Origin of the sequence: Streptomyces sp. NPDC096048 (assembly GCF_044763415.1) — a bacterium.
Classification (GTDB): Bacteria; Actinomycetota; Actinomycetes; order Streptomycetales; family Streptomycetaceae; genus Streptomyces.
Genome location: NZ_JBIWGG010000007.1, coordinates 234,076 through 256,198, shown reverse-complemented (window position 1 = coordinate 256,198; position 22,123 = coordinate 234,076). Strand labels below are relative to the sequence as shown.

The 22,123-nt window shown below is 68.4% G+C and carries 18 protein-coding genes and 1 tRNA gene; 10 read left to right on the top strand and 9 right to left on the bottom strand.

The features are described 5' to 3' along the window. The coding region (locus ACIQ6R_RS21125; RefSeq protein ID WP_404222827.1) for a WD40 repeat domain-containing protein at nucleotides 1-1,471 on the top strand (1,471 nt) is incomplete at its 5' end. Nucleotides 1,472-1,654: 183 nt separating this feature from the next. Here the strand turns inward: ACIQ6R_RS21125 and ACIQ6R_RS21120 are convergent. From ACIQ6R_RS21120 to dnaA, 9 genes are all read right to left on the bottom strand, one after another. Further along, nucleotides 1,655-1,731, bottom strand: a tRNA-Ile gene (locus ACIQ6R_RS21120). 100 nt (nucleotides 1,732-1,831) lie between these two features. After that, on the bottom strand, nucleotides 1,832-2,560 hold the full coding sequence (locus ACIQ6R_RS21115; protein ID WP_386314238.1) for a DUF3566 domain-containing protein: 729 nt from the start codon (nucleotides 2,558-2,560) through the stop codon (nucleotides 1,832-1,834). An 18-nt stretch (nucleotides 2,561-2,578) separates the two neighbouring features. Continuing rightward, complete coding sequence (gene gyrA / locus ACIQ6R_RS21110) at nucleotides 2,579-5,173, bottom strand: DNA gyrase subunit A (protein ID WP_404222826.1); 2,595 nt, start codon at nucleotides 5,171-5,173, stop codon at nucleotides 2,579-2,581. Nucleotides 5,174-5,215: 42 nt separating this feature from the next. Then, nucleotides 5,216-7,276, bottom strand: a complete 2,061-nt coding sequence (gyrB, locus tag ACIQ6R_RS21105) for a DNA topoisomerase (ATP-hydrolyzing) subunit B (protein WP_404172960.1) — start codon at nucleotides 7,274-7,276, stop codon at nucleotides 5,216-5,218. A 565-nt stretch (nucleotides 7,277-7,841) separates the two neighbouring features. Continuing rightward, entirely contained in the window at nucleotides 7,842-8,426 is a 585-nt protein-coding gene (locus ACIQ6R_RS21100; RefSeq protein ID WP_404222825.1) for a DUF721 domain-containing protein, read from the bottom strand. After that, nucleotides 8,423-9,544, bottom strand: coding sequence for a DNA replication/repair protein RecF (recF, locus tag ACIQ6R_RS21095; RefSeq protein ID WP_404222824.1), 1,122 nt, complete (start codon nucleotides 9,542-9,544; stop codon nucleotides 8,423-8,425). Before recF ends, ACIQ6R_RS21100 begins: the two co-directional genes overlap by 4 nt. Before the next feature lie 64 nt (nucleotides 9,545-9,608). Then, on the bottom strand, nucleotides 9,609-10,484 hold the full coding sequence (gene gnd, locus ACIQ6R_RS21090) for a phosphogluconate dehydrogenase (NAD(+)-dependent, decarboxylating) (RefSeq protein WP_376673706.1): 876 nt from the start codon (nucleotides 10,482-10,484) through the stop codon (nucleotides 9,609-9,611). 207 nt (nucleotides 10,485-10,691) lie between these two features. After that, nucleotides 10,692-11,822 carry a DNA polymerase III subunit beta gene (dnaN, locus tag ACIQ6R_RS21085; RefSeq protein ID WP_055422144.1) on the bottom strand — a complete coding sequence of 377 codons (1,131 nt, stop codon included), beginning with the start codon at nucleotides 11,820-11,822 and terminating at the stop codon, nucleotides 10,692-10,694. A gap of 871 nt (nucleotides 11,823-12,693) precedes the next feature. After that, nucleotides 12,694-14,658: a chromosomal replication initiator protein DnaA gene (gene dnaA, locus ACIQ6R_RS21080; protein WP_404223020.1), complete on the bottom strand. Its 1,965-nt coding sequence runs from the start codon at nucleotides 14,656-14,658 to the stop codon at nucleotides 12,694-12,696. A gap of 406 nt (nucleotides 14,659-15,064) precedes the next feature. Here dnaA and rpmH point away from each other — a divergent pair, with 406 nt between their 5' ends. From rpmH to ACIQ6R_RS21035, 9 genes are all read left to right on the top strand, one after another. Next, complete coding sequence (rpmH, locus tag ACIQ6R_RS21075) at nucleotides 15,065-15,202, top strand: 50S ribosomal protein L34 (RefSeq protein ID WP_003975051.1); 138 nt, start codon at nucleotides 15,065-15,067, stop codon at nucleotides 15,200-15,202. Between the two features lie 21 nt (nucleotides 15,203-15,223). Next, complete coding sequence (gene rnpA / locus ACIQ6R_RS21070; protein WP_404222823.1) at nucleotides 15,224-15,595, top strand: ribonuclease P protein component; 372 nt, start codon at nucleotides 15,224-15,226, stop codon at nucleotides 15,593-15,595. Continuing rightward, the gene (gene yidD / locus ACIQ6R_RS21065) at nucleotides 15,592-15,966 is read left to right on the top strand and encodes a membrane protein insertion efficiency factor YidD (RefSeq protein WP_375906472.1); all 375 of its coding nucleotides are present in this window, start codon (nucleotides 15,592-15,594) and stop codon (nucleotides 15,964-15,966) included. Before rnpA ends, yidD begins: the two co-directional genes overlap by 4 nt. Nucleotides 15,967-15,969: 3 nt before the next feature. Then, nucleotides 15,970-17,253, top strand: a complete 1,284-nt coding sequence (gene yidC, locus ACIQ6R_RS21060; RefSeq protein ID WP_404222821.1) for a membrane protein insertase YidC — start codon at nucleotides 15,970-15,972, stop codon at nucleotides 17,251-17,253. 15 nt (nucleotides 17,254-17,268) lie between these two features. Next, complete coding sequence (locus ACIQ6R_RS21055) at nucleotides 17,269-17,781, top strand: protein jag (RefSeq protein WP_404172943.1); 513 nt, start codon at nucleotides 17,269-17,271, stop codon at nucleotides 17,779-17,781. Between the two features lie 125 nt (nucleotides 17,782-17,906). After that, on the top strand, nucleotides 17,907-18,626 hold the full coding sequence (rsmG, locus tag ACIQ6R_RS21050) for a 16S rRNA (guanine(527)-N(7))-methyltransferase RsmG (protein WP_404172940.1): 720 nt from the start codon (nucleotides 17,907-17,909) through the stop codon (nucleotides 18,624-18,626). A gap of 299 nt (nucleotides 18,627-18,925) precedes the next feature. Further along, nucleotides 18,926-19,999 carry a ParA family protein gene (locus ACIQ6R_RS21045; RefSeq protein WP_310875815.1) on the top strand — a complete coding sequence of 358 codons (1,074 nt, stop codon included), beginning with the start codon at nucleotides 18,926-18,928 and terminating at the stop codon, nucleotides 19,997-19,999. Further along, nucleotides 19,996-21,120, top strand: a complete 1,125-nt coding sequence (locus tag ACIQ6R_RS21040) for a ParB/RepB/Spo0J family partition protein (protein ID WP_404222820.1) — start codon at nucleotides 19,996-19,998, stop codon at nucleotides 21,118-21,120. Before ACIQ6R_RS21045 ends, ACIQ6R_RS21040 begins: the two co-directional genes overlap by 4 nt. Nucleotides 21,121-21,449: 329 nt before the next feature. Beyond that, on the top strand, nucleotides 21,450-22,067 hold the full coding sequence (locus tag ACIQ6R_RS21035; protein WP_375906461.1) for a GNAT family N-acetyltransferase: 618 nt from the start codon (nucleotides 21,450-21,452) through the stop codon (nucleotides 22,065-22,067). Nucleotides 22,068-22,123: the final 56 nt, after the last annotated feature.

Here is a 22,123-nt window from a genome sequence, read left to right as displayed (position 1 = left end):
GTGGAACGTCGACGCCCCGGGCGACGCGACGCCGATCGGCGAACCGCTGGCCGGTCACACCGGGCTGGTGCACTCCGTGGCCTTCAGCCCCGACGGCCGCACGCTCGCCAGTGGCGCCGCGGACGACACCGTACGGCTCTGGGACGTGACCGATCCGCGCGACGCGTCCCGGATCGGCTCGCCGCTGACCGGCCACACCGGCCCCATCTGGTCCGTGGCCTTCAGTCCCGACGGGGACATGCTCGCCGCGAGCAGCGCGGACAGCACGGCGAGCCTCTGGAACGTCAGCGACCCGGCCTACCCGTCCCAGATCGGCGTGCCCCTCGCGGGAAGCAGCGGAGAGATGTACGCCCTCGGCTTCAGTCCCGACGGCCGCACGCTCGCCACCGGCAGCGGAGACAGCAAGGTGCGCCTGTGGTCGCTGCCGACGTCGGACATGATCGGCCGCAGCGGGGCGTTCCGCCCGGACGGCCACGTGCTGGCCACCGCGGCGCGCGACGGAAGGATCCGGCTGTGGAACGTGACGACCCCCGCCCGGCCCGTGTCGCTGGGCGACCCCTTCCGCCCGGCGAAGGGCGACGTACGTTCCCTCGTGTTCTCCCCGGACGGTGACACCCTCGCGGTGCTGACGGGAAGCAGCGCGGTACAGCTGTGGAACGTCACGGACCCGACCCGGCCCACCGCCCACGGGCCACCCGTGGCGCTGCGCACCCGCTACGCGGGCCCCGAAGCCCTGGCGTTCAGCCCGAACGGCCGCACGATGGCCACCGCGTACGAAGACCGCACCATCCAGCTGTGGAACACCGACGACCCGTCCCGCCCCCGCCCGCTCGGCAAGCCGCTCACCGGCCACACGGGATACGTCAACACCCTCGCCTTCGGCCCGGACGGCCGCACCCTCGCCAGCGGCAGCGCGGACGACACCGTACGGCTCTGGAACGTGAGCGACCCCCGCCAGGCCGCCCGTCTCGGCGCACCCCTCACCGGACACCTCGGCCCCGTCAACGCGCTGGCCTACAGCCCGGACGGCCATACGCTGGCCAGCGGCAGCGACGACGGCACGGTCCGGCTCTGGAGCGTCGACGATCCCCGCCCAACGGCCCCGCCGGACTCCACACTCGCCGGCCACACCGACTCGGTGGTGTCGCTGACATTCAGCCGGGACGGCGACACCCTGTCCAGCGGCGCCAACGACAACACGGTCCGGCTCTGGGACGTCCACACCCCCGCCGAGGCCGCTCCCATCGGCGAGACGATGAGCCCCAACGCCAAGGCGGGCGGCTTCCTCTCCTTCAGCCCCGTCAGTCACATGCTCGGGGTGTCCAGCGGCACGGACACCGTACGGCTGTGGAATCTCGACGTGGACGACGCCATCGACCGCATCTGCTCGGCCACCCGGGGCGTGCTGACCGAGGAGAAGTGGCACGAGTACCTGCCGCGCCTCTCGTACGATCGCCCGTGCGATGAGTGAATGTCTCCCACCACGCGTCCGGCCTTGTTAGCCTTGGCCACAGCCCGACCGCTGACGCATCCCCCGTCGCCAGCGGTCGGGCGTTTTCGCGCGCCGCCGACCGGGGACGCCGCGTAGATGTCGCCGGAGACGCCCCGGAGATGGCAAAGACCCCCAACCGGTACCGGCTGGGGGTCTTCTCGCTGGTGGGGCTAACAGGATTTGAACCTGTGGCCTCATCCTTATCAGGGATGCGCTCTAACCAACTGAGCTATAGCCCCGCCGCGCTCTGCGGTGTATGTCCCGCGCGCTGACTCCTGAAGATTAGCGCACGAGGCGGGCAGTCCCAAAATCGGTTGTCACGAGGCCCGCGAGCGACGATCACTCGTCCTCGGCGAGCGTCAGCTCCACGCCGCCGACGAAGCCGGCGGACAGGTTGTAGATGAACGCGCCGAGCGTGGCCAGCGCCGTCGCGAGGACGACGTCGACGACCGCGATGACCGTCGCGAACAGCAACACGTTGGGCAGCGACAGGAACGACTGCAGGTCGAAGCCGTTGGACTCGTTCGAGCCGGTCGCCTCGGAGATCGTGCCGCCGACGGTCGAGAAGACGCCCATGGCGTCCATGACCATCCACAGCACGGCGGACGCGACGATCGTGCAGATGCCGAGCGCGATGGAGAGCAGGAAACTGACCTTCATCACCGACCACGGGTCGGCCTTCGCCACCCGCAGACGTGCCTTGCGGACGCGGGGCGTGGTGCGGGCGCCGGTGCGCGGGCGGCGCACGGCGGCGGACGCGTTGCCGCCCTGGGTCTGGTAGGCCTGCGGCGGGTGGTACGGCCCGCCGGGCTGCTGGGGCTGCCGTTCTCCCGGCAGCGGCGAGGCCGCCTGCTGCGTCTGCTGGCCTCGGGTGTCCGTCACAGTTCCCCCCTGGGATCCATGCGTCTTGGACGAGCTCGCCGAGCGGGAGTCGGTCGCGTCGTCATCGATCTTGCGCAGTTGAGTCGTGTGCGAATCCGTCGCACGCGCGGCGGAGCCACGGCCGCCGCCGTCCGTTTCCGTACCCCTGGAGGTACCGGCCGACCCGGCGCCCGTGGCTCCGCTCACGATGACTCTCTCCTCGTGCTACTCGGGCGAGGGCGCCTCGCCCTCGTCCGTGCCGGTGGTCGCGGAACCTTCGGCGGTCTCGTCGACGACCACATCGCCGTCGACCTCCTCCGCCTCGCGTCCCGCCTCGGCGTTGCGTGCGATGCCGACGACGGCATCGCGCTTGCCCAGATTGATCAGTTGAACGCCCATGGTGTCACGGCCCGTCTCCCTGACCCCGCTGACTCGCGTACGAATCACACCGCCCGAGAGTGTGATGGCGAGGATCTCGTCGTGCTCCTCGACCACCAGCGCGCCCACGAGCGATCCACGGTCCTCGACGATCTTGGCAGCCTTGATGCCGAGGCCGCCGCGGCCCTGGACGCGGTACTCGTCGACAGAGGTCCGCTTCGCGTACCCGCCGTCGGTGGCAGTGAACACGAACGTACCGGCTCGAACAACATTCATCGAGAGCAGCTGGTCCCCTTCGCGGAAACTCATGCCCTTCACACCCGAGGTGGCACGGCCCATCGGGCGCAGCGTGTCGTCCGAGGCGGTGAACCTGATCGACTGTGCCTTCTTGCTGATCAGCAGCAGATCGTCCTCGGCCGAGACCAGTTCGGCTCCGATCAACTCGTCGTCGGAACCGTCCGCCTGCTCACGCAGGTTGATGGCGATCACGCCGCCCGAGCGCGGCGAGTCGTAGTCCTTCAGCGGCGTCTTCTTCACCAGGCCCGCCTTGGTCGCCAGGACCAGGTAGGGCACCGCCTCGTAGTCGCGGATCGCGCGGATCTGGGCGATCGACTCGTCCGGCTGGAAGGCCAGCAGGTTCGCCACGTGCTGGCCGCGCGCGTCCCGTCCGGCGTCGGGCAGCTCGTACGCCTTCGCCCGGTAGACCCGGCCCTTGTTGGTGAAGAACAGCAGCCAGTGGTGCGTGGTGGACACGAAGAAGTGGTTGACGATGTCGTCTTCCTTGAGCTTCGTGCCGCGTACGCCCTTGCCGCCGCGCTTCTGGGCCCGGTAGTCGTCGGTCTTGGTGCGCTTGATGTAGCCGCCCCGCGTGACCGTGACGACGATGTCCTCTTCGGCGATCAGGTCCTCGATGGACATGTCGCCCTCGTACGGGATCAGCTTGGTCTTGCGGTCGTCGCCGTACTTCTCGACGAGCGCGGTCAGCTCCTCGCCGACGATCCCGCGCTGGCGGACCGGGGAGGAGAGGATCTCGTTGTACTCGGTGATCTTCGCCTGGAGCTCGTCGTGCTCCCGGACGATCTTCTGGCGCTCCAGTGCCGCCAGGCGGCGCAGCTGCATCTCCAGGATCGCGTTGGCCTGGATCTCGTCGATGGCGAGGAGATCCATCAGGCCGCCGCGCGCGATCTCGACGGTGTCGCTGCGCCGGATCAGCGCGATGACCTCGTCGATGGCGTCCAGGGCCTTGAGCAGGCCGCGCAGGATGTGCGCCCGCTCCTCGGCCTTGCGCAGGCGGAACTTCGTGCGCCGGACGATGACCTCGATCTGGTGGTTCACCCAGTGGCGGATGAACGCGTCCAGGGAGAGGGTCCGCGGAACGCCGTCGACCAGGGCCAGCATGTTGGCGCTGAAGTTCGACTGCAGGTCGGTGTGCTTGTACAGGTTGTTCAGCACGACCTTGGCGACCGCGTCCCGCTTGAGGACGATGACCAGGCGCTGGCCGGTGCGGGACGACGTCTCGTCACGGACGTCCGCGATGCCGCCGATCTTGCCGTCCTTCACCAGGTCGGCGATCTTCTGCGCGAGGTTGTCCGGGTTGGTCTGGTAAGGCAGCTCCGTGACCACCAGGCACTGGCGGTTCTGGATCTCCTCGACCTCGACGACCGCGCGCATGGTGATCGAGCCGCGCCCGGTGCGGTAGGCCTCCTCGATGCCCGTGCGGCCCACCACCAGCGCGCCGGTCGGGAAGTCGGGGCCCTTGATGCGCTCGATGAGCGCGTCGAGCAGCTCCTCGTGCGAGGCCTCGTAGTTCTCCAGGTACCACTGGGCACCGGCCGCGACCTCGCGCAGGTTGTGCGGCGGGATGTTGGTCGCCATGCCGACCGCGATACCGGCCGAGCCGTTGATCAGCAGGTTGGGGAAGCGGGCGGGCAGGACGGTCGGCTCCTGGGAGCGGCCGTCGTAGTTGTCCGTGAAGTCGACGGTCTCCTCGTCGATGTCACGGACCATCTCCATGGCCAGCGGCGCCATCTTGCACTCGGTGTACCGCATGGCAGCCGCCGGGTCGTTGCCCGGCGAACCGAAGTTGCCGTTGGAGTCCACCAGCGGCATCCGCATCGACCACGGCTGGGCGAGGCGGACCAGGGCGTCGTAGATGGAACTGTCGCCGTGCGGGTGGTAGTTGCCCATGACGTCGCCGACCACGCGGGCGCACTTGTAGAAGCCGCGCTCGGGGCGGTAGCCGCCGTCGTACATGGCGTACAGCACGCGGCGGTGCACGGGCTTGAGGCCGTCGCGGACGTCGGGCAGCGCGCGCGAGACGATGACGGACATCGCGTAGTCGAGGTAGGAGCGCTGCATCTCCGTCTCGAGCCCGACGGGCTCGACACGCATCGCCAGGGCGTCACCCTCGGGCGTCGTCACAGGAGTGTTCTCGTCGGTCATTGCTGGTGAAGGTCCTTCCTGGTGCGGTCAGCTGAGACCGACTCAGATGTCGAGGAAGCGGACGTCCTTGGCGTTGCGCTGGATGAACGCGCGCCGGGCCTCGACGTCCTCGCCCATCAGCACCGAGAACAGGTCGTCGGCCTGCGCGGCGTCGTCGAGCGTGACCTGGCCGAGCACGCGGTGCTCCTGGTCCATGGTCGTGATGCGCAGCTCCTCGGCGTTCATCTCGCCGAGACCCTTGAAGCGCTGCACCGAGTCCTCACGGATGCGCTTGCCGGCGTTGCGGCCCATCTCGATCAGGGCGTCGCGCTCGCGGTCGGAGTACGCGTACTCGAAGTCGTCCCGACCCCACTTGATCTTGTAGAGCGGCGGGCGGGACAGGTACACGTGCCCGGCCTCGACCAGCGGCCGCATGAAGCGGAACAGGAAGGTCAGCAGCAGGGTGTTGATGTGCTGGCCGTCGACGTCGGCGTCCGCCATCAGGATGATCTTGTGATAGCGGAGCTTCTCGATGTCGAAGTCCTCGTGCACACCCGTGCCGAACGCGGAGATCATCGCCTGGATCTCCTGGTTCTGCAGGATCCGGTCGATGCGCGCCTTCTCGACGTTGAGGATCTTGCCGCGGATCGGGAGGATCGCCTGGTACTGCGGGTTCCGGCCGGACTTGGCGGAGCCGCCGGCGGAGTCGCCCTCGACGATGAAGATCTCGCACTTGATCGGGTCGTTCGACTGGCAGTCGGACAGCTTGCCCGGCAGCGACGCCGTCTCCAGCAGGCCCTTACGACGCGTCAGGTCACGGGCCTTGCGGGCCGCCACGCGCGCGGTGGCCGCCTGGATGCCCTTGCGGATGATGTCCGCCGCCTCGTTCGGATTGCGGTCGAGCCAGTCGGCCAGGTGCTCGTAGACCACCCGCTGGACGAAGGTCTTGACCTCCGTGTTGCCCAGCTTGGTCTTGGTCTGGCCCTCGAACTGCGGCTCACCCAGCTTCACCGAGATGATCGCCGTCAGACCCTCGCGGATGTCGTCGCCCGTGAGGTTGTCGTCCTTCTCGCGCAGCAGCCGCTTGTCGCGCGCGTACTTGTTGATGAGCGAGGTCAGCGCCGCACGGAAGCCCTCCTCGTGCGTACCGCCCTCATGCGTGTGGATGATGTTGGCGAAGGAGTACACGCCCTCGGTGTAGCCGCCGTTCCACTGCATCGCGATCTCGAGGGACAGGCTCTTGTCCCTGTCCTCGGCCTCGAGGTCGATCACGGTGGGGTGCACCAGGTCTCCCTTGCGGGAGTTGAGGTACTTCACGAAGTCGACGATGCCGCCCTCGTAGTGGTACGAGACGCTCTTGACCTCGTGCTTCTCGTCCTCACCCGCCTCGTCCGCACCGGCGGTGGCCTTCGCCGACTCGCGCTCGTCGGTGAGGTTGATCCGCAGGCCCTTGTTGAGGAAGGCCATCTCCTGGAAGCGCCGGGAGAGCGTCTCGAAGGAGTAGTCGGTGGTCTCGAAGATGTCACCGTCGGCCCAGAAGGTGACCGACGTGCCGGTCTCCTCGGTGGCCTCGTGCTGCGCGAGCGGTGCCGTGGGGACGCCCAGCTTGTAGTCCTGCGTCCAGCGGTAGCCGTCGGTCCTGACCTCCACGGCAACCCTCGTGGAGAGGGCGTTGACGACGGAGACACCCACGCCGTGCAGACCACCGGAGACCGCGTAACCGCCGCCGCCGAACTTGCCGCCCGCGTGCAGCACGGTCAGCACGACCTCGACGGCGGGCTTGCCCTCGGAGGGGACGATGCCCACCGGGATACCACGGCCGTTGTCGACGACCCGGACACCGCCGTCGGCGAGGATCGTGACGTCGACCGTGTCCGCGTGACCGGCCAGCGCCTCGTCGACGGAGTTGTCCACGACCTCCTGCACCAGGTGATGCAGACCACGTTCACCGGTCGAGCCGATGTACATACCGGGTCGCTTGCGGACCGCGTCCAGACCCTCGAGGACGGTGATGGCACTGGCGTCGTACGAGGCGGGCACCTCGGCGTTCGAAGTGCTCACCGCGTCGTTCACGCCGGTGTCGGTGGACGGGTTGTTCTCGTTGGGGTTGCCGGAATCGGCCACGAAGCGCCCTTTCTGGCACAGCACGAGCCGGGCTCGTCGGCGGGTTGCCGGAGCGGCTGCGGCATGTTGCGTTGGTAAGCCTTGATCAGCGTTGCTCAGCTAGTCCCGGACGGTCCCCACGTTCGGGGCGGGATTGCCTTCCATTCTACCGGTAGCACTGACACTGATGGGGGTTTGCCGGTACCTGAGTCCGCATGTGCCGCCCTGAACGAGGCTCGTCCGACTCCCGATATGGGGATGGGGGCCCCAAGAGGCTCACAACGGCACTCAGCGCTTCGGGGCGTCAACCCTTGGCTACTTGGGAGTCAGATCGGGATTCGCAACCGCGTGCGGTTGCGCGACGAAGGGTGCGCCGAAGGTTCACACCCGCCGCGGCCATCCAATTATGTGAGGTACATCACCCAGTCCTGACGGAGGGTCAGATCGGCCGCGGAGCGCCCGCAGAGTGGCCTCTGACCGCCCGCGGACCGCCTGAGAGCGACCTCGGACCGATGGCGGACCGCCCGCAGTGCGACCTCGGACCGCCGGCGGACCGCCCTCAGTGCGCCCTCAGACCGCCGGCGGCTCACCCGTAGGTGTCGCCAGGGCCCCGGCTTCCGGGCGCACGCAGCGGCCCGTAACGACGGCCGGGGCCGCCGGCACCACCGGGCCCCAGCACCTTGATCAGGCGTACCGACCCGTGCCCGAGATCCTCGTTCAGGCGGGCCACCAGTGTCGGGGCGAGCAACCGCAGATTCGTCGCCCACGCCGTCGAGTCACAGCGGACGACCAGCACCCGCTCGTCCTCGTCGTACCGCTCCGGCACACAGTGCTTGGCCACGTCCTCACCGACGATCTCCGGCCAGCGGCCCATCACGCCGCCCACCGCGGCCGGCGTCTCCCAACCGCGCTCGGTGATCAGCCGGTTGATCGCCGAACCCAACGCCATCGGATCGCGGCCGTCGGCACGCGCCCCGGAGCGCAAGCCCCCGCGCCGCGCCTGCTTCTTCTGCTGCGCGGCGTCCCCACGCGCGCGTGCCGCCTCCCGGGCCGCCCTGAGCGCCACGCGCGCGAGGTCGACACCCGACGGCTCCGGGCTCCCGCCCTTGCCGGTGCCCCCGCCGTCGCCGGTGCCGGACGACTGCCCGGGAAGCGGTTCGTCCGCGCTCATACGCGCTCCACCGCGCCCTCGGCCACCGTGAACCGCACACCCGCCAGCACACCCGGAACATCGTCATCGACCGCGGCCGTCACCAGCACCTGCTCACCGGGCGCCACCAACTCGGCCAGCCGCTCCCGGCGCCGTGCGTCCAGCTCGGCGAAAACGTCGTCGAGGACGAGGACCGGCTCGTTGCCCTCCGCCCTGAGGAGGTCGAACGACGCCAGCCGCAACGCCAGGGCGTACGACCACGACTCGCCGTGGGAGGCGTACCCCTTGGCCGGCAGCGAGCCGAGTTTGAGCAGCAGATCGTCACGATGGGGCCCCACCAGGGTGACGCCCCGCTCGATCTCCTGCTTGCGCGCCTCGGCGAGCGCCGCCATCAGCTGCTCGAACAGATCCTCGCGCGTGTGCGCCTCGCCGGGCGCCGACGGCTTGTACTCCAGGGCGACGGGACCGCCGCCCGGCGCCAACTGCTCGTACGCCTTGTCCGCCAGCGGCTGCACGACGGCGATCAGGTCGAGGCGCTGCGCCAGCAGCTCGGCACCCGCACGCGCGAGGTGCTGGTCCCATACGTCGAGCGTGGACAGGTCCAGCGTGCGCCCGCCGTGCCGACGCGCGAGCGCCGCCGACTTCAGCAGGGTGTTGCGCTGCTTGAGGACACGGTCGTAGTCGGAGCGCACTCCGGCCATCCGCGGGGAGCGGGCGGTGATCAGCTCGTCCAGGAAACGGCGCCGCTCACCGGGATCACCCTTCACCAGCGCGAGATCCTCGGGCGCGAAGAGCACGGTGCGCACGATTCCGAGCACGTCACGCGGCTTGACCTGCGAGGACCTGTTGATACGCGCACGGTTGGCCTTGCCCGGGTTCAGTTCCAGCTCGATCAGCTGCTGCCGCTCCCCCTGCCTGACCTGGGCACGGATCACGGCGCGTTCGGCACCCATGCGGACCAGGGGCGCGTCGGAGGAGACCCGGTGACTGCCCAGCGTGGCGAGATAGCCGACCGCTTCGACGAGATTCGTCTTGCCCTGCCCGTTCGGCCCGACGAAGGCGGTGACGCCCGGGTCCAGCGGCACCTCGACCCGGGCGTACGAACGGAAGTCGGCCAGCGACAGATGCGTGACGTGCATGGTCGTTCGCCGACCTCCCCAACCTTCGGGTGTTGGCCCTCCGGTGTTGACCTTCGGGTGTTGCCTACTTCTTCTCGACCGCGTGGCCGCCGAACTGATTGCGCAGCGCGGCGATCATCTTCATCTGCGGCGAGTCGTCCTGCCGGGACGCGAACCGCGCGAACAGCGACGCCGTGATCGCCGGCAGCGGCACCGCGTTGTCGATCGCGGCCTCCACAGTCCAGCGTCCCTCACCGGAGTCCTGTGCATAACCGCGCAGGTCGCCCAGGTGCTCGTCCTCGTCGAGCGCGTTGACCGCCAGGTCCAGCAGCCAGGAACGGATCACCGTCCCCTCCTGCCAGGACCGGAAGACCTCGCGGACGTTCTCCACGGAGTCGACCTTCTCCAGCAGCTCCCAGCCCTCGGCATAGGCCTGCATCATCGCGTACTCGATACCGTTGTGGACCATCTTCGCGAAGTGGCCCGCGCCGACCTTGCCGGCGTGCACGGCGCCGAAGTCGCCCTCCGGCTTGAGGGCGTCGAAGACCGGCTGCACCTTGGCGACGTTCTCGGCGTCGCCGCCGTACATCAGCGCGTAGCCGTTCTCCAGGCCCCACACGCCGCCGGATACGCCGCAGTCGACGAAGCCTATGCCCTTGGCGGCCAGCTCCTCGGCGTGCTTCTCGTCGTCCGTCCAGCGGGAGTTCCCGCCGTCCACGACCACGTCACCGGGCTCCAGCAGCTCGCCGAGCCGGTCCACGGTGGCCTGGGTGGCCTCGCCGGCCGGGACCATGACCCAGACCACGCGCGGGGCGGCGAGCTTGCCCACAAGCTCTTCCAGGCTGTGGACATCGGCGAGGTCCGGATTGCGGTCGTATCCGACGACGGTGTGGCCCGCGCGGCGGATCCGCTCGCGCATGTTGCCGCCCATCTTGCCGAGGCCGACGAGACCGAGCTCCATCAGTTGCGTTCCTTAGGTGTGCGAGGTGGCGGGACGGCACGTCCTAACCCGCCGGATGCGTGCCGCGGCACTTTCGTACCCACGTCCGAGCCTAAACCCGGACGCCCGTGCACAGCTGTGGGCGTACGCGCTCATACGTACGCCCTCACCTGCGAGTTTGTCCCCACCTTGTGGACCGCTGACGCCGAGCCCGGAGGACTCAGCCGCTCAGCCGCTCAGCCGCACCGGCATGATCAGGTACTTGTAGGCCTCGTCGGCCTCGGCGTCCACCGCGGGCTTGCCGCTGAGCAGCGCCGGCTTCGTGGACGTCGTGAAGGACAGCTGCGCCACCGGCGAGTCGATCGCGCTCAGGCCGTCCAGCAGGAACGTCGGGTTGAAGGCGATCGAGATGTCGTCGCCCTCCAGCTGCGCGTCGACCCTTTCCACAGCCTGTGCGTCGTCGCTGGAGCCGGCCTCCAGGATGAGCACGCCCTGCTCGAAGCTGAGCCGCACCGGGGTGTTCCGCTCGGCGACCAGGGCCACGCGCTTGACGGCCTCCACGAAGGGGGCGGTCTCGATCACGGCGACGCTGTTGAACTCCGTCGGGAAGAGCGTCTTGTACTTCGGGAGGTCGCCCTCCAGCAGACGCGTCGTCGTCCGGCGGCCCGCACCCTCGAAACCGATCAGGCCCTCGCCCGCGCCCGAGCCGGACAGCGCCAGGATCACCTGATCACCGCTGGTCAGCGCCTTGGCGGTGTCCTGGAGCGTCTTGGCGGGTACCAGGGCGACCGCGGAGACCTCCGGGTTCTCCGGCTTCCACAGGAACTCGCGGACCGCGAAGCGGTAGCGGTCGGTGGAGGCCAGGGTGACCGAGTCGCCCTCGATCTCGATGCGCACACCGGTGAGCACGGGCAGCGTGTCGTCGCGGCCCGCCGCGATGGCGACCTGCTGCACGGCCGCGGCGAAGACCTCGCCGGGGACCGTGCCGGTGGCCTCCGGCATCTGCGGCAGCGCCGGGTACTCCTCCACCGGCAGGGTGTGGAGGGTGAACCGCGAGGAACCGCAGACCACCGTCGCCCGTACACCGTCTGTGGAAATCTCCACCGGCCGGTTGGGGAGGGCTCGGGAGATGTCGGCGAGCAGGCGGCCGGAGACGAGGACCGTGCCCTCCTCCTCGATCTCCGCCTCCACCGAGACCCGCGCGGAGACCTCGTAGTCGAAGCTGGACAGGCTCAGCTGCCCCTCCTCGGCCTTCAGCAGCAGGCCCGCGAGGACCGGCGCCGGCGGACGGGCCGGGAGGCTGCGAGCCGCCCAGGCCACCGCCTCCGCGAGTACGTCGCGTTCCACCCGGATCTTCACTGTTGCCGCCTCCTGCTGTTGCCGGCGCTTCTCGCCCTGCCTGGCCTTCGTCGTGTGGGTCGGTGTCGTCGGTCCCGGTGAGGGGCAGAACACCGGGGACCAGTCTGACGCACCCCACTGACAGTAGGTGCCGTTCGGGGTCAAGTCGTGACGAGGGGCGGTCGGGCTTGAGAGGGCGAGTTGTGCACAGGGCCCGCTTCGAAACGAATTCCGCACTCTCTCTAGTCGCTAGTAGTAGTAGGGCCTGTGGATACCGTGGATAACCTCGTTTGCCCAGGTCAGAGCAGGAATTTTGTCCACCGACCCTGTGGGCGGAGCCGGTGGACAACCGGGCGTATCTGTGGAGAACAGAAAGTTCTGCACACTCCGTGCACAGGCAGCGGCGACTTCTCCCCAGAGCCGTCCCCAGGCTGGCCCATGTTTCCCACAGCCCCACCTGGCACCTTGATGTGACGCCTTTCACTCGACGCGGTGACGGGGCGCGTCGTGTTGCCGAACAGTGGACAGCCATGTGGAGAAGCTGGGGATCACTGGGGACAACCCCCTCCAGCCTGTGGGTTGCCCGTGGACAACTGGATGCACAGCCTGTGGATCATTTCTTCGTCCACAGGCTGTGGAGATCCTTCGTCCACGAATCCACAGGGAGCTGACCTGCCCTGATGATCTCTCAACACCCTGGCCTGTGGACAGGATCGGGACAACTTCCCAGTCCCCAAGGTGTGGACGGAAAAAAGTCGCCGAATCTGTGGAGGGCGCCCGTAACCCGGCAGGTATTCGAACAGCGGGCAGGACGGCAGTGCGATACCCCGGGCACGCAAAGGGCGCCCCCCGGGGATGTCCAGGGGCGCCCGTGCGGCCGGTGAAGCGGCCGTCAGCCGTTCTTGATGCGGTTGGTCAGCTCGGTCACCTGGTTGTAGATGGAGCGCCGCTCGGCCATCAGATTGCGGATCTTGCGGTCGGCGTGCATCACCGTGGTGTGGTCCCGGCCCCCGAACAGCGCGCCGATCTTCGGCAGCGAGAGGTCCGTCAGTTCCCGGCACAGGTACATGGCGATCTGCCGGGCCGTCACCAGCGCGCGCCCGCGCGAGGTGCCGCACAGGTCCTCGACGGTGAGGCCGAAGTAGTCGGCGGTGGCGCCCATGATGGCCGTGGACGTGATCTCGGGGGCCGAGTCCTCGCCGCCGGGGATCAGGTCCTTGAGGACGATCTCCGTGAGGCCCAGGTCGACCGGCTGCCGGTTGAGCGACGCGAACGCCGTCACCCGGATCAGTGCGCCCTCCAGCTCGCGGATGTTGCGCGAGATGCGGGAGGCGATGAACTCGAGTACCTCGGGCGGGGCGTTGAGCTGCTCCTGTACGGCCTTCTTGCGCAGGATCGCGATGCGGGTCTCCAGCTCCGGCGGCTGGACGTCGGTGATCAGGCCCCACTCGAAACGGTTCCGCAGCCGGTCCTCCAGGGTGACCAGCTGCTTGGGCGGCCGGTCGCTGGACAGCACGATCTGCTTGTTGGCGTTGTGGAGCGTGTTGAAGGTGTGGAAGAACTCCTCCTGCGTCGACTCCTTGTCCGCGAGGAACTGGATGTCGTCGACGAGCAGGATGTCCATCTCGCGGTAGCGCTTGCGGAAGCTGTCGCCCTTGCCGTCGCGGATGGAGTTGATGAACTCGTTGGTGAACTCCTCCGAGCTCACGTACCGCACGCGGGTGCCGGGGTAGAGGCTGCGGGCGTAGTGCCCGATGGCGTGCAGGAGGTGGGTCTTGCCCAGGCCCGACTCCCCGTAGATGAAGAGGGGGTTGTAGGCCTTCGCGGGTGCTTCGGCGACGGCGACGGCGGCCGCGTGGGCGAAGCGGTTGGAGGCGCCGATGACGAAGGTGTCGAAGAGGTACTTCGGGTTCAGCCGTGCGGTCGGCTCGCCGGGGCCGGTCGCCGGCGCGGGCTGTGCGGCCAGCGGGCCGGGGGCGCCGGTGGCGGGGCCGGGGCCGACAGGGCCGCCGCGGTGGACGTGGCCGGAGCCGGACGGCGGCTCGGGCAGGTCCCGGCGGGGGCTGCGCTGGTCGTAGTCGCCGCGCGGCTGGTCGTATTCGTTGCGCGGCTGGTCGTAGTCGTTGCGGGACTGCTCGTGGTCGCCGCGCTCGTGACCGCCGCGTTCGTAGTCACCGCGTTCGTAGTCACCACGCTCGTATTTACCGCGCTGGGAGTCGTACGGCGGGCGGTCCGGGGTCTGCGGACGGTAGTCCTGCTGGTACGAGTCCTTCGGGTAGGGCTCCTGGCCGTAGGAGTCCTGCGGCGGTGACGCGTAGGGATCGCGCTCGGGGAAGCCCAGGCGCTGCTGCTGCCAGCCGTAGTCGTCCTGCTGCGCCGGGCGCGGCCAGGAGCCGGGCTCGGGGCGCTGGTACTCCTGCGGGTAGGCGGGGCGGGCGGTGGGGAGCTGGTCGGCGCGGTGGCGGCCGTATCCCTCGTACTCGTCGCGGCCGCCGCCCTGGCCCGGGTGGCCCTGGCCCTGGCCCTGGCCGGGGGCTGGGAGCTCGGGCTCCTCGTAGCGGGGCTGCGGGCGGGCGGGCTGCGTCTGTGGGGCGGGCGGCGCGGGGTCGCCGGCGGTGTCGTCGACGGTGATCGCGATACGGATGGGCCGGCCGCATTCGCGGCTCAGGGTCTCGCTGACGACTGGCGCCAGACGGCCCTCCAGTACGCCTTTCGCAAATTCGTTCGGTACGGCGAGCAGGGCGGTGTCGGCGACCAGCGCGAGGGGCTGGCAGCGCCGGATCCAGTGCTCGTCCTTCGACTCGACACCCTGCCCACGGCCCTCTCCGAGGAGTTGCTCCAGTACGCGTGGCCACACTGCGGCAAGATCGGCAGGTACGTCAGCCACAGGGCACGCTCTCTCACGGGTCCCTCGAAGGTGTGATTCGGGGACGGGTAGGGGTGAAACTCGGGTGGGGCAGGGATAAGGGAACGAATCGGAGTCCAGTCACGGTAGTCAGCGCGACCGGTAGGGTTCAAGTTGTTGTCCCCAGCCTGTGGACAAGTGTCTCCCGGTCACCGCTGGTTTGACCGAATGGCGCAGTCCCACGTACCGTAACCAGGTCGAGTTGTCGATGGCTGCTGCCGCCTGCCTCCGATGGGCACAGGTCACGTCCAAGGTGATCGAAAAGCGGTGCACTCGGGCGTAACGCGAGCTACTCGTGGGCGCACGGTGACAGCCAGGACGGCACCCCGCCAACCCCGATTCTTTCTGGAGCCCCCGAGTGAGCAAGCGCACCTTCCAGCCGAACAACCGTCGCCGCGCGAAGACCCACGGCTTTCGGCTGCGTATGCGTACCCGTGCCGGCCGCGCGATTCTCGCGACTCGCCGCAGCAAGGGTCGCGCCCGTCTGTCCGCCTGATCCCGGTCAGGTCATGACATCGTGCTGCCCACCGAGAACCGGCTGAGGCGGCGCGAGGACTTCGCGACCGCGGTACGACGAGGTCGCCGGGCCGGCCGTCCGGCCCTCGTCGTCCACCTTCGAAGCGGTGCCACGGACCCGCACGCGCCTGGGGAGAGCGCTCCCCCGACACGTGCGGGTTTCGTCGTGAGCAAAGCTGTGGGTGGTGCGGTGGTGCGCAACAACGTGAAGCGCAGGCTTCGCCATCTGATGCGCGACCGGATCGACCTGTTTCCCCCCGGTAGCCTGGTAGTCGTACGAGCGCTACCCGGTGCGGGTGACGCCGACCATGCACAGCTGGCCCGAGACCTGGACGCCGCCCTGGAGCGGCTACTGGGAGGGGGCGCGCGATGAAGTACCCGCTGCTGGCTCTGATCAAGCTGTACCAGTGGACGATCAGTCCGCTGCTCGGGCCGGTGTGCAAGTACTACCCGTCGTGTTCCCACTACGGCTATACAGCCGTCGATCGGCACGGTGCTCTCAAGGGCACGGCGCTCACCGCTTGGCGCATCCTGCGGTGCAATCCGTGGTCGCTGGGCGGCGTGGACCATGTTCCGCCGCGGAAGCGCCCGCGGTGGCACGAAATGCTGCGTGGCGCCTGGCGTGCACGCAAGGGCGGGCCCTCCGCCGCCGAACCGGCCATCGAAGGACAGGCTTCTCCCACGAGTCCGTCCGGTCCTTCGAGCCCGGCCGCAGAGACCCAGTCCCATGCCCAAGGAGCATGATTAGTGGACACGATTGCCAGCCTCTTCAGCTTCATCACGACACCTGTCTCCTGGGTCATCGTCCAGTTCCACAGCGTGTACGGCGCCATCTTCGGCCCGGACACGGGATGGGCCTGGGGCCTGTCCATCGTGTCCCTGGTGATCCTCATCCGCATCTGCCTGATCCCGCTCTTCGTGAAGCAGATCAAGGCGACGCGCGGGATGCAGACGCTCCAGCCGGAGATGAAGAAGATCCAGGAGCGCTACAAGAACGACAAGCAGCGCCAGTCCGAAGAGATGATGAAGCTGTACAAGGAGACGGGTACCAACCCGCTCTCCTCGTGCCTTCCCATCCTGGCGCAGTCCCCGTTCTTCTTCGCCCTGTACCACGTGCTCAACAGCATCGCGTCGAACGACACCATCGGCGTGATCAACGATCGACTGCTGGAGAGCGCCCAGAAGGCCCACATCTTCGGTGCGCCGCTGGCGGCGAAGTTCACCGACGGCTCGGCCAAGGTGGAGGCCCTGGGGTCCTCGCTGACGGACGTCCGGGTGGTCACCGCGATCATGATCGTGCTGATGTCGGCGTCGCAGTTCTTCACTCAGCGCCAGCTGATGACCAAGAACGTCGACACGACGGTGAAGACGCCGTTCATGCAGCAGCAGAAGATGCTGATGTACGTCTTCCCGGTCATGTTCGCCGTCTTCGGCATCAACTTCCCCGTCGGTGTCCTCGTCTACTGGCTGACCACGAACGTGTGGACCATGGGCCAGCAGATGTACGTCATCCGCAACAACCCGACGCCGGGTTCCAAGGCCCAGGCCGCCTACCTGGAGCGCCTGCACAAGAGCGTCACCCAGCACGGCAAGACGCGTGGTCGGGGTGAGAAGGCCATTGTGAAGGCCATCGTCGCCAAGGGCCGGGACCGTAACGAGTTCGAGCGGAAGTTCATCAACGGGCTGAACAAGTCGGGTCTCGCGGCCCAGGCCGACGGCACCGTGACGAAGAGTGACGCCGCGGTCGCCGCCCAGACCGAGGACGGCGTGGACGTGACCGCCTCGGCCACGCCCAAGCGCCAGCAGCCCAAGCGGCAGAGCAAGTCTCAGCGCCAGTCCACGAAGGCGGCCGGCGAGTCCGAGCCCAAGACCTCGCTGACCAAGTCGGACGAGTCGCAGGACGGCAAGCAGGATGCCAAGCCTGCCGCCGCCAAGAAGCCGGCTCAGAAGTCCGGCGGTGGGGGCCGCAGCAAGGCCCAGTCCGGACAGCGCAAGGGCCCGCAGCGGCCCAAGTCCCCGTCGAAGAAGTAAGAAGGAGTCCATCCCGTGACGGAAGGCACCACCTCCGCCGCTGCCGAGGGCGCAGACACCCTGACTCGCCTCGAGAACGAGGGCGAGATCGCCGCGGACTACCTGGAGGGTCTGCTCGACATCGCCGACCTCGACGGCGACATCGACATGGACGTCGAGGCCGACCGTGCCTCTGTCTCGATCATCAGCGATTCGAACAGCCGTGACCTGCAGAAGCTGGTGGGCCGGGACGGCGAGGTGCTGGAGGCTCTGCAGGAGCTCACGCGCCTGGCCGTGCACCGGGAGACCGGTGACCGCAGCCGGCTGATGCTCGACATCGCGGGTTACCGGGCCACGAAGCGGGCGGAGCTCTCCGAGCTGGGCGCCAAGGCCGCGGCTGAGGCCAGGAGCAGCGGCGAGTCCGTGCGGATGAAGCCGATGACACCGTTCGAGCGCAAGGTCGTGCACGACGCGGTCAAGGCCGCAGGGCTGCGCAGCGAGTCCGAGGGCGAGGAGCCGGAGCGCTTCGTCGTCGTGCTCCCCGCCTGATCGGTCGTCACGTTCCCCGGCCCCGTCTGTTGCGCAGGCGGGGCCGAATTTTGTCAGCCTGATAGTTCTGGTGGTTCTGATAGCGGCGACTGGTACGCCGGTGCCGTACGGAAGGACGGTCCCCCGTGACGGAGGCAGCGGAGCTTCCCCCTGTGCCCGAGCAGGCACGCGAGGTGTTCGGCGATCGGTACGCGGACGCGGTCCGCTACGCGGAGCTACTCGCCGAGGCGGGGGTGAAGCGCGGTCTGATCGGTCCGCGTGAGGTACCGCGCCTGTGGGAGCGGCATCTGCTGAACTGCGCGGTGCTCTCGGAGGTAGTGCCCGAGGGCGTGACGGTGTGCGACGTCGGTTCGGGTGCCGGACTGCCGGGGATCCCTCTGGCGCTCGTCCGGGACGACCTGAAGATCACGCTGCTGGAGCCGCTGCTGCGGCGCACGAACTTCCTGACCGAGGTCGTGGAGCTGCTGGGCCTGGATCATGTCACCGTGGTGCGCGGCCGGGCCGAGGAGGTCATGGGCAAGATCCCACCGGTCCATGTGGTGACTGCCCGTGCCGTTGCTCCGCTGGACCGCCTGGCCACCTGGGGGGTCCCGCTGCTGCGCCCGTACGGCGAGATGCTCGCTCTCAAGGGCGACACGGCCGAGGAGGAGCTGAAGGCCGCGGCCGCGGCGCTGAGCAAGCTGGGTGCGGTGGAGACGTCCATCCTGCACGTCGGTGAAGGGGTCGTGGACCCGATGTCCACCGTGGTGCGGGTCGAGGTCGGGGAGAGTCCGGGTGGTGTGCGCTTCGCCGCCAAGCGGGCCAAGGCGGCCCGGACGGGACGCGCCCGGCGGCGTCGCGGATAGTCTCATTCGATTGCTGCGGTGCCGGCGGCGCTGATGCGTCCTGATGGTGAGCCGTACTCCACACAAGCTGCCAAACCTATGCATGCCGGAGTGTCGCGGCATTTCGGCATCGGCTGCTGTGCATCGTGTTTCACGTGAAACGTCGCTCACTGCTGCACGGCATCATCAGTCGCGGCCGCGCTGCGGCCGATCCCCGCGATCGAAAGCCTCTCGGGTCGCTCGGAGAGGGCGAGGAGTTGTCCACAGAGGTGGATTTCTCCACAGAAGGCCAGGCCTCACTGGTTCATGACCCGGAAGACATGGGAGGCTCTGTTCATTGCGAGCCTGAAGTCGAGGAGAGTGAATCCTTGCGGTCCGACGCCAATATCGCGGGACCGATGACCGATCCGGTCCCCGGTCCCCGTACCGAGTCGATGGGGGCGGATGTTTCACGTGAAACACCGCCTCCGATGGACGACACTCCGATCGGTCGTGCTGCCCAACTGGCGGTGGAAGCCTTGGACCGCGCCGGCGAGGGACTGCCGCGGCCGGAGCAGACCAGAGTCATGGTGGTCGCCAACCAGAAGGGCGGTGTGGGCAAGACGACGACGACCGTCAACCTTGCCGCGTCGCTGGCCCTGCACGGGGCCCGGGTCCTGGTCGTCGACCTCGATCCGCAGGGAAACGCCTCCACCGCGCTGGGTATCGACCACCACGCCGACGTCCCATCCATCTACGACGTGCTGGTCGAGAGCAGGCCGCTCTCGGAGGTGGTTCAGCCGGTCCCCGACGTCGAGGGCCTCTTCTGTGCGCCGGCCACCATCGATCTCGCCGGTGCGGAGATCGAGCTGGTCTCTCTGGTGGCACGTGAGAGCCGGCTTCAGCGGGCGATCCAGGCGTACGAGCAGCCGCTGGACTACATCCTCATCGACTGCCCGCCCTCGCTCGGCCTGCTGACGGTCAACGCACTCGTCGCGGGCCAGGAGGTGCTGATCCCGATCCAGTGCGAGTACTACGCTCTGGAAGGGCTGGGACAGTTGCTGCGCAACGTCGACCTGGTCCGCGGGCACCTCAACCCCACTCTGCATGTCTCGACGATCCTGCTCACCATGTACGACGGCCGGACGCGGCTCGCGTCCCAGGTCGCCGACGAGGTGCGCAGTCACTTCGGCGACGAGGTGCTGCGGACGAGCATTCCTCGCTCGGTCCGAATCTCCGAGGCCCCGAGCTACGGGCAGACGGTACTGACCTACGATCCAGGATCGAGCGGAGCCCTCTCCTATCTGGAGGCGGCACGCGAGATCGCGCTGAAGGGCGTGGGCGTCAGCTACGACGCGACGCATGCCCATATCGGCGCACAGAACGACCCGAGCATGGTGGAGGGGATCCAGTGAGTGAACGACGGAGGGGTCTGGGCCGCGGTCTGGGCGCACTGATCCCCAATGCTCCGACGGAGAAGTCGGTGGCATCGGCGGCGCTGGGGAATGCGCCTTCCGTGTCCCCGGGGGCAATGCCCCTGCTGCCGAACGACCGCGGTGTGGCCGCGGCGAAGGTGGCCACGTTGCCGCCTGTTCCACGTGAAACGGAGGAGTCGGCGGCATCCGGTACGGCATCGAGTGGATCATCGAGTGGGGTGGACTCGCTCAGGTCGCCCGTGGGGGCGCACTTCGCGGAGGTCCCACTCGACGCCATCACGCCGAACCCGAAGCAGCCGCGTAAGGACTTCGACGACGACGCACTGGCCGAGCTCGTCACCTCCATCAGGGAGGTCGGCCTTCTCCAGCCCGTCGTCGTCCGGCAGACGGGGCCCGGGAGCTACGAGCTCATCATGGGTGAGCGCCGGTTCCGGGCTTGCCGGGAGCTGGAGATGGAGGCCATCCCGGCGATCGTGCGGGCCACGGAGGACGAGAAGCTCCTTCTGGACGCGCTGCTGGAGAACCTTCACCGTGCTCAGCTGAACCCGCTGGAAGAGGCCTTCGCCTACGACCAGCTGCTGAAGGACTTCAACTGCACGCACGACCAGCTGGCGGACCGCATCGGCCGTTCCCGCCCGCAGGTCTCCAACACGCTGCGTCTGCTGAAGCTCTCGCCGAAGGTTCAAAACCGGGTGGCTGCCGGGGTGCTCTCCGCCGGGCATGCGCGTGCGCTGCTCTCCGTGGATGACCCGGAGGACCAGGACCGGCTGGCCCATCGGATCGTGGCCGAGGGGCTTTCGGTGCGGTCGGTCGAGGAGATCGTGACCCTGATGGGGTCCCGGCCGCAGAAGGCGCAGCGGGCCAAGGGACCTCGGGCCGGTTCCCTGGTCTCGCCGGCGCTTTCCGACCTGGCGACGCGGCTCTCGGACCGCTTCGAGACGCGGGTGAAGGTCGACCTGGGGCAGAAGAAGGGCAAGATCACCGTGGAGTTCGCTTCCATGGAGGACCTTGAGCGGATCCTTGGAAGCCTCGCTCCCGGTGAAGGGCCCGTACTGCAGAAGGGCCTTCTGGAGGGCGAAGCGGAAGAGCTCGACTCCTGAGACTCGGGCAGGTGGAGCACTCGTCGGTGCCCCACCTGCCGATGGGGCGGGCCGTGTCCGGTGCATACCGGAACACGGCCCGCCCTTTGCTGTCCGTCGGTGTCGGGGTCACCGCATCGTGGATACGATGCGATCGGGAAGGCGCAAGCACCTGACAGCACCTCGGAGAGGAAGACAGGGGCCATGCGATCGATGAGTCGCACCGGACTGGTAAGCGCGGGCTTGGGGCTGGGCGCGGTCGGTGGGTTCATCGGCAGCCTGCTCAGGGAACGGAGCGCTCTGACAGCCGCCCGCGACGCGGCGGGCGAAGGAAGCGAGGAACAGCCTTCATGGGGCGCCGGCTCGTACCGCTCACGCTGGACAACCTTCAGGACCTTCCCCAGCGCTGTCGCTCGTGTGTCTTCTGGGAGCTGGATCCCGTCAGCGGCGAAGCCGCGGTAAAGGCGGGCACGCCGACCCTGGAGAAGGAGTCCTGGATTTCCGCCGTCCTGCTGGACTGGGGATCATGCGGACGGGTGGTCTATGTCGACGATGTTCCGGTGGGCTTCGTCCTCTACGCACCTCCCGCGTACGTACCGCGCTCGACGGCGTTTCCCACGAGTCCCGTATCGCCCGACGCCGTGCAGCTGATGACCGCGTTCGTGATGCCGGGCTATCAGGGGCAAGGGCTGGGCCGGGTGATGGTTCAGACGGTCGCCAAGGATCTGCTGCGCCGGGGCTTCAAGGCGATCGAGGCGTTCGGGGACGCCCGCTGGAAGGAGCCCGCCTGCGTTCTGCCGGCGGACCATTTGCTGGCCGTGGGCTTCAAGACGGTTCGGCCCCATCCCAGCCATCCGCGGCTGCGGCTGGATCTCCGGTCCACGCTGTCCTGGAAGGAAGACGTGGAGATGGCACTGGACCGGCTGCTTGGAGCCGTCCAGAAGGAACCCGTGTTGCGTCCGCTGTAGCGGAGGGCAGGGTGGGGGACCGCTGCAAAGCGAATGGGCCGACCCGTCCGGGCCGG

Coding starts and splice junctions, on each gene's coding strand:
- gyrA (WP_404222826.1), bottom strand. CDS start 5,173: ATGACCGACGAGAACACTCCTGTGACGACGCCCGAGGGTGACGCCCTG.
- ACIQ6R_RS21100 (WP_404222825.1), bottom strand. CDS start 8,426: ATGAGCGCGGACGAACCGCTTCCCGGGCAGTCGTCCGGCACCGGCGAC.
- recF (WP_404222824.1), bottom strand. CDS start 9,544: ATGCACGTCACGCATCTGTCGCTGGCCGACTTCCGTTCGTACGCCCGG.
- gnd (WP_376673706.1), bottom strand. CDS start 10,484: ATGGAGCTCGGTCTCGTCGGCCTCGGCAAGATGGGCGGCAACATGCGC.
- yidD (WP_375906472.1), top strand. CDS start 15,592: ATGAAGTACCCGCTGCTGGCTCTGATCAAGCTGTACCAGTGGACGATC.
- ACIQ6R_RS21045 (WP_310875815.1), top strand. CDS start 18,926: ATGGGAGGCTCTGTTCATTGCGAGCCTGAAGTCGAGGAGAGTGAATCC.
- ACIQ6R_RS21035 (WP_375906461.1), top strand. CDS start 21,450: ATGGGGCGCCGGCTCGTACCGCTCACGCTGGACAACCTTCAGGACCTT.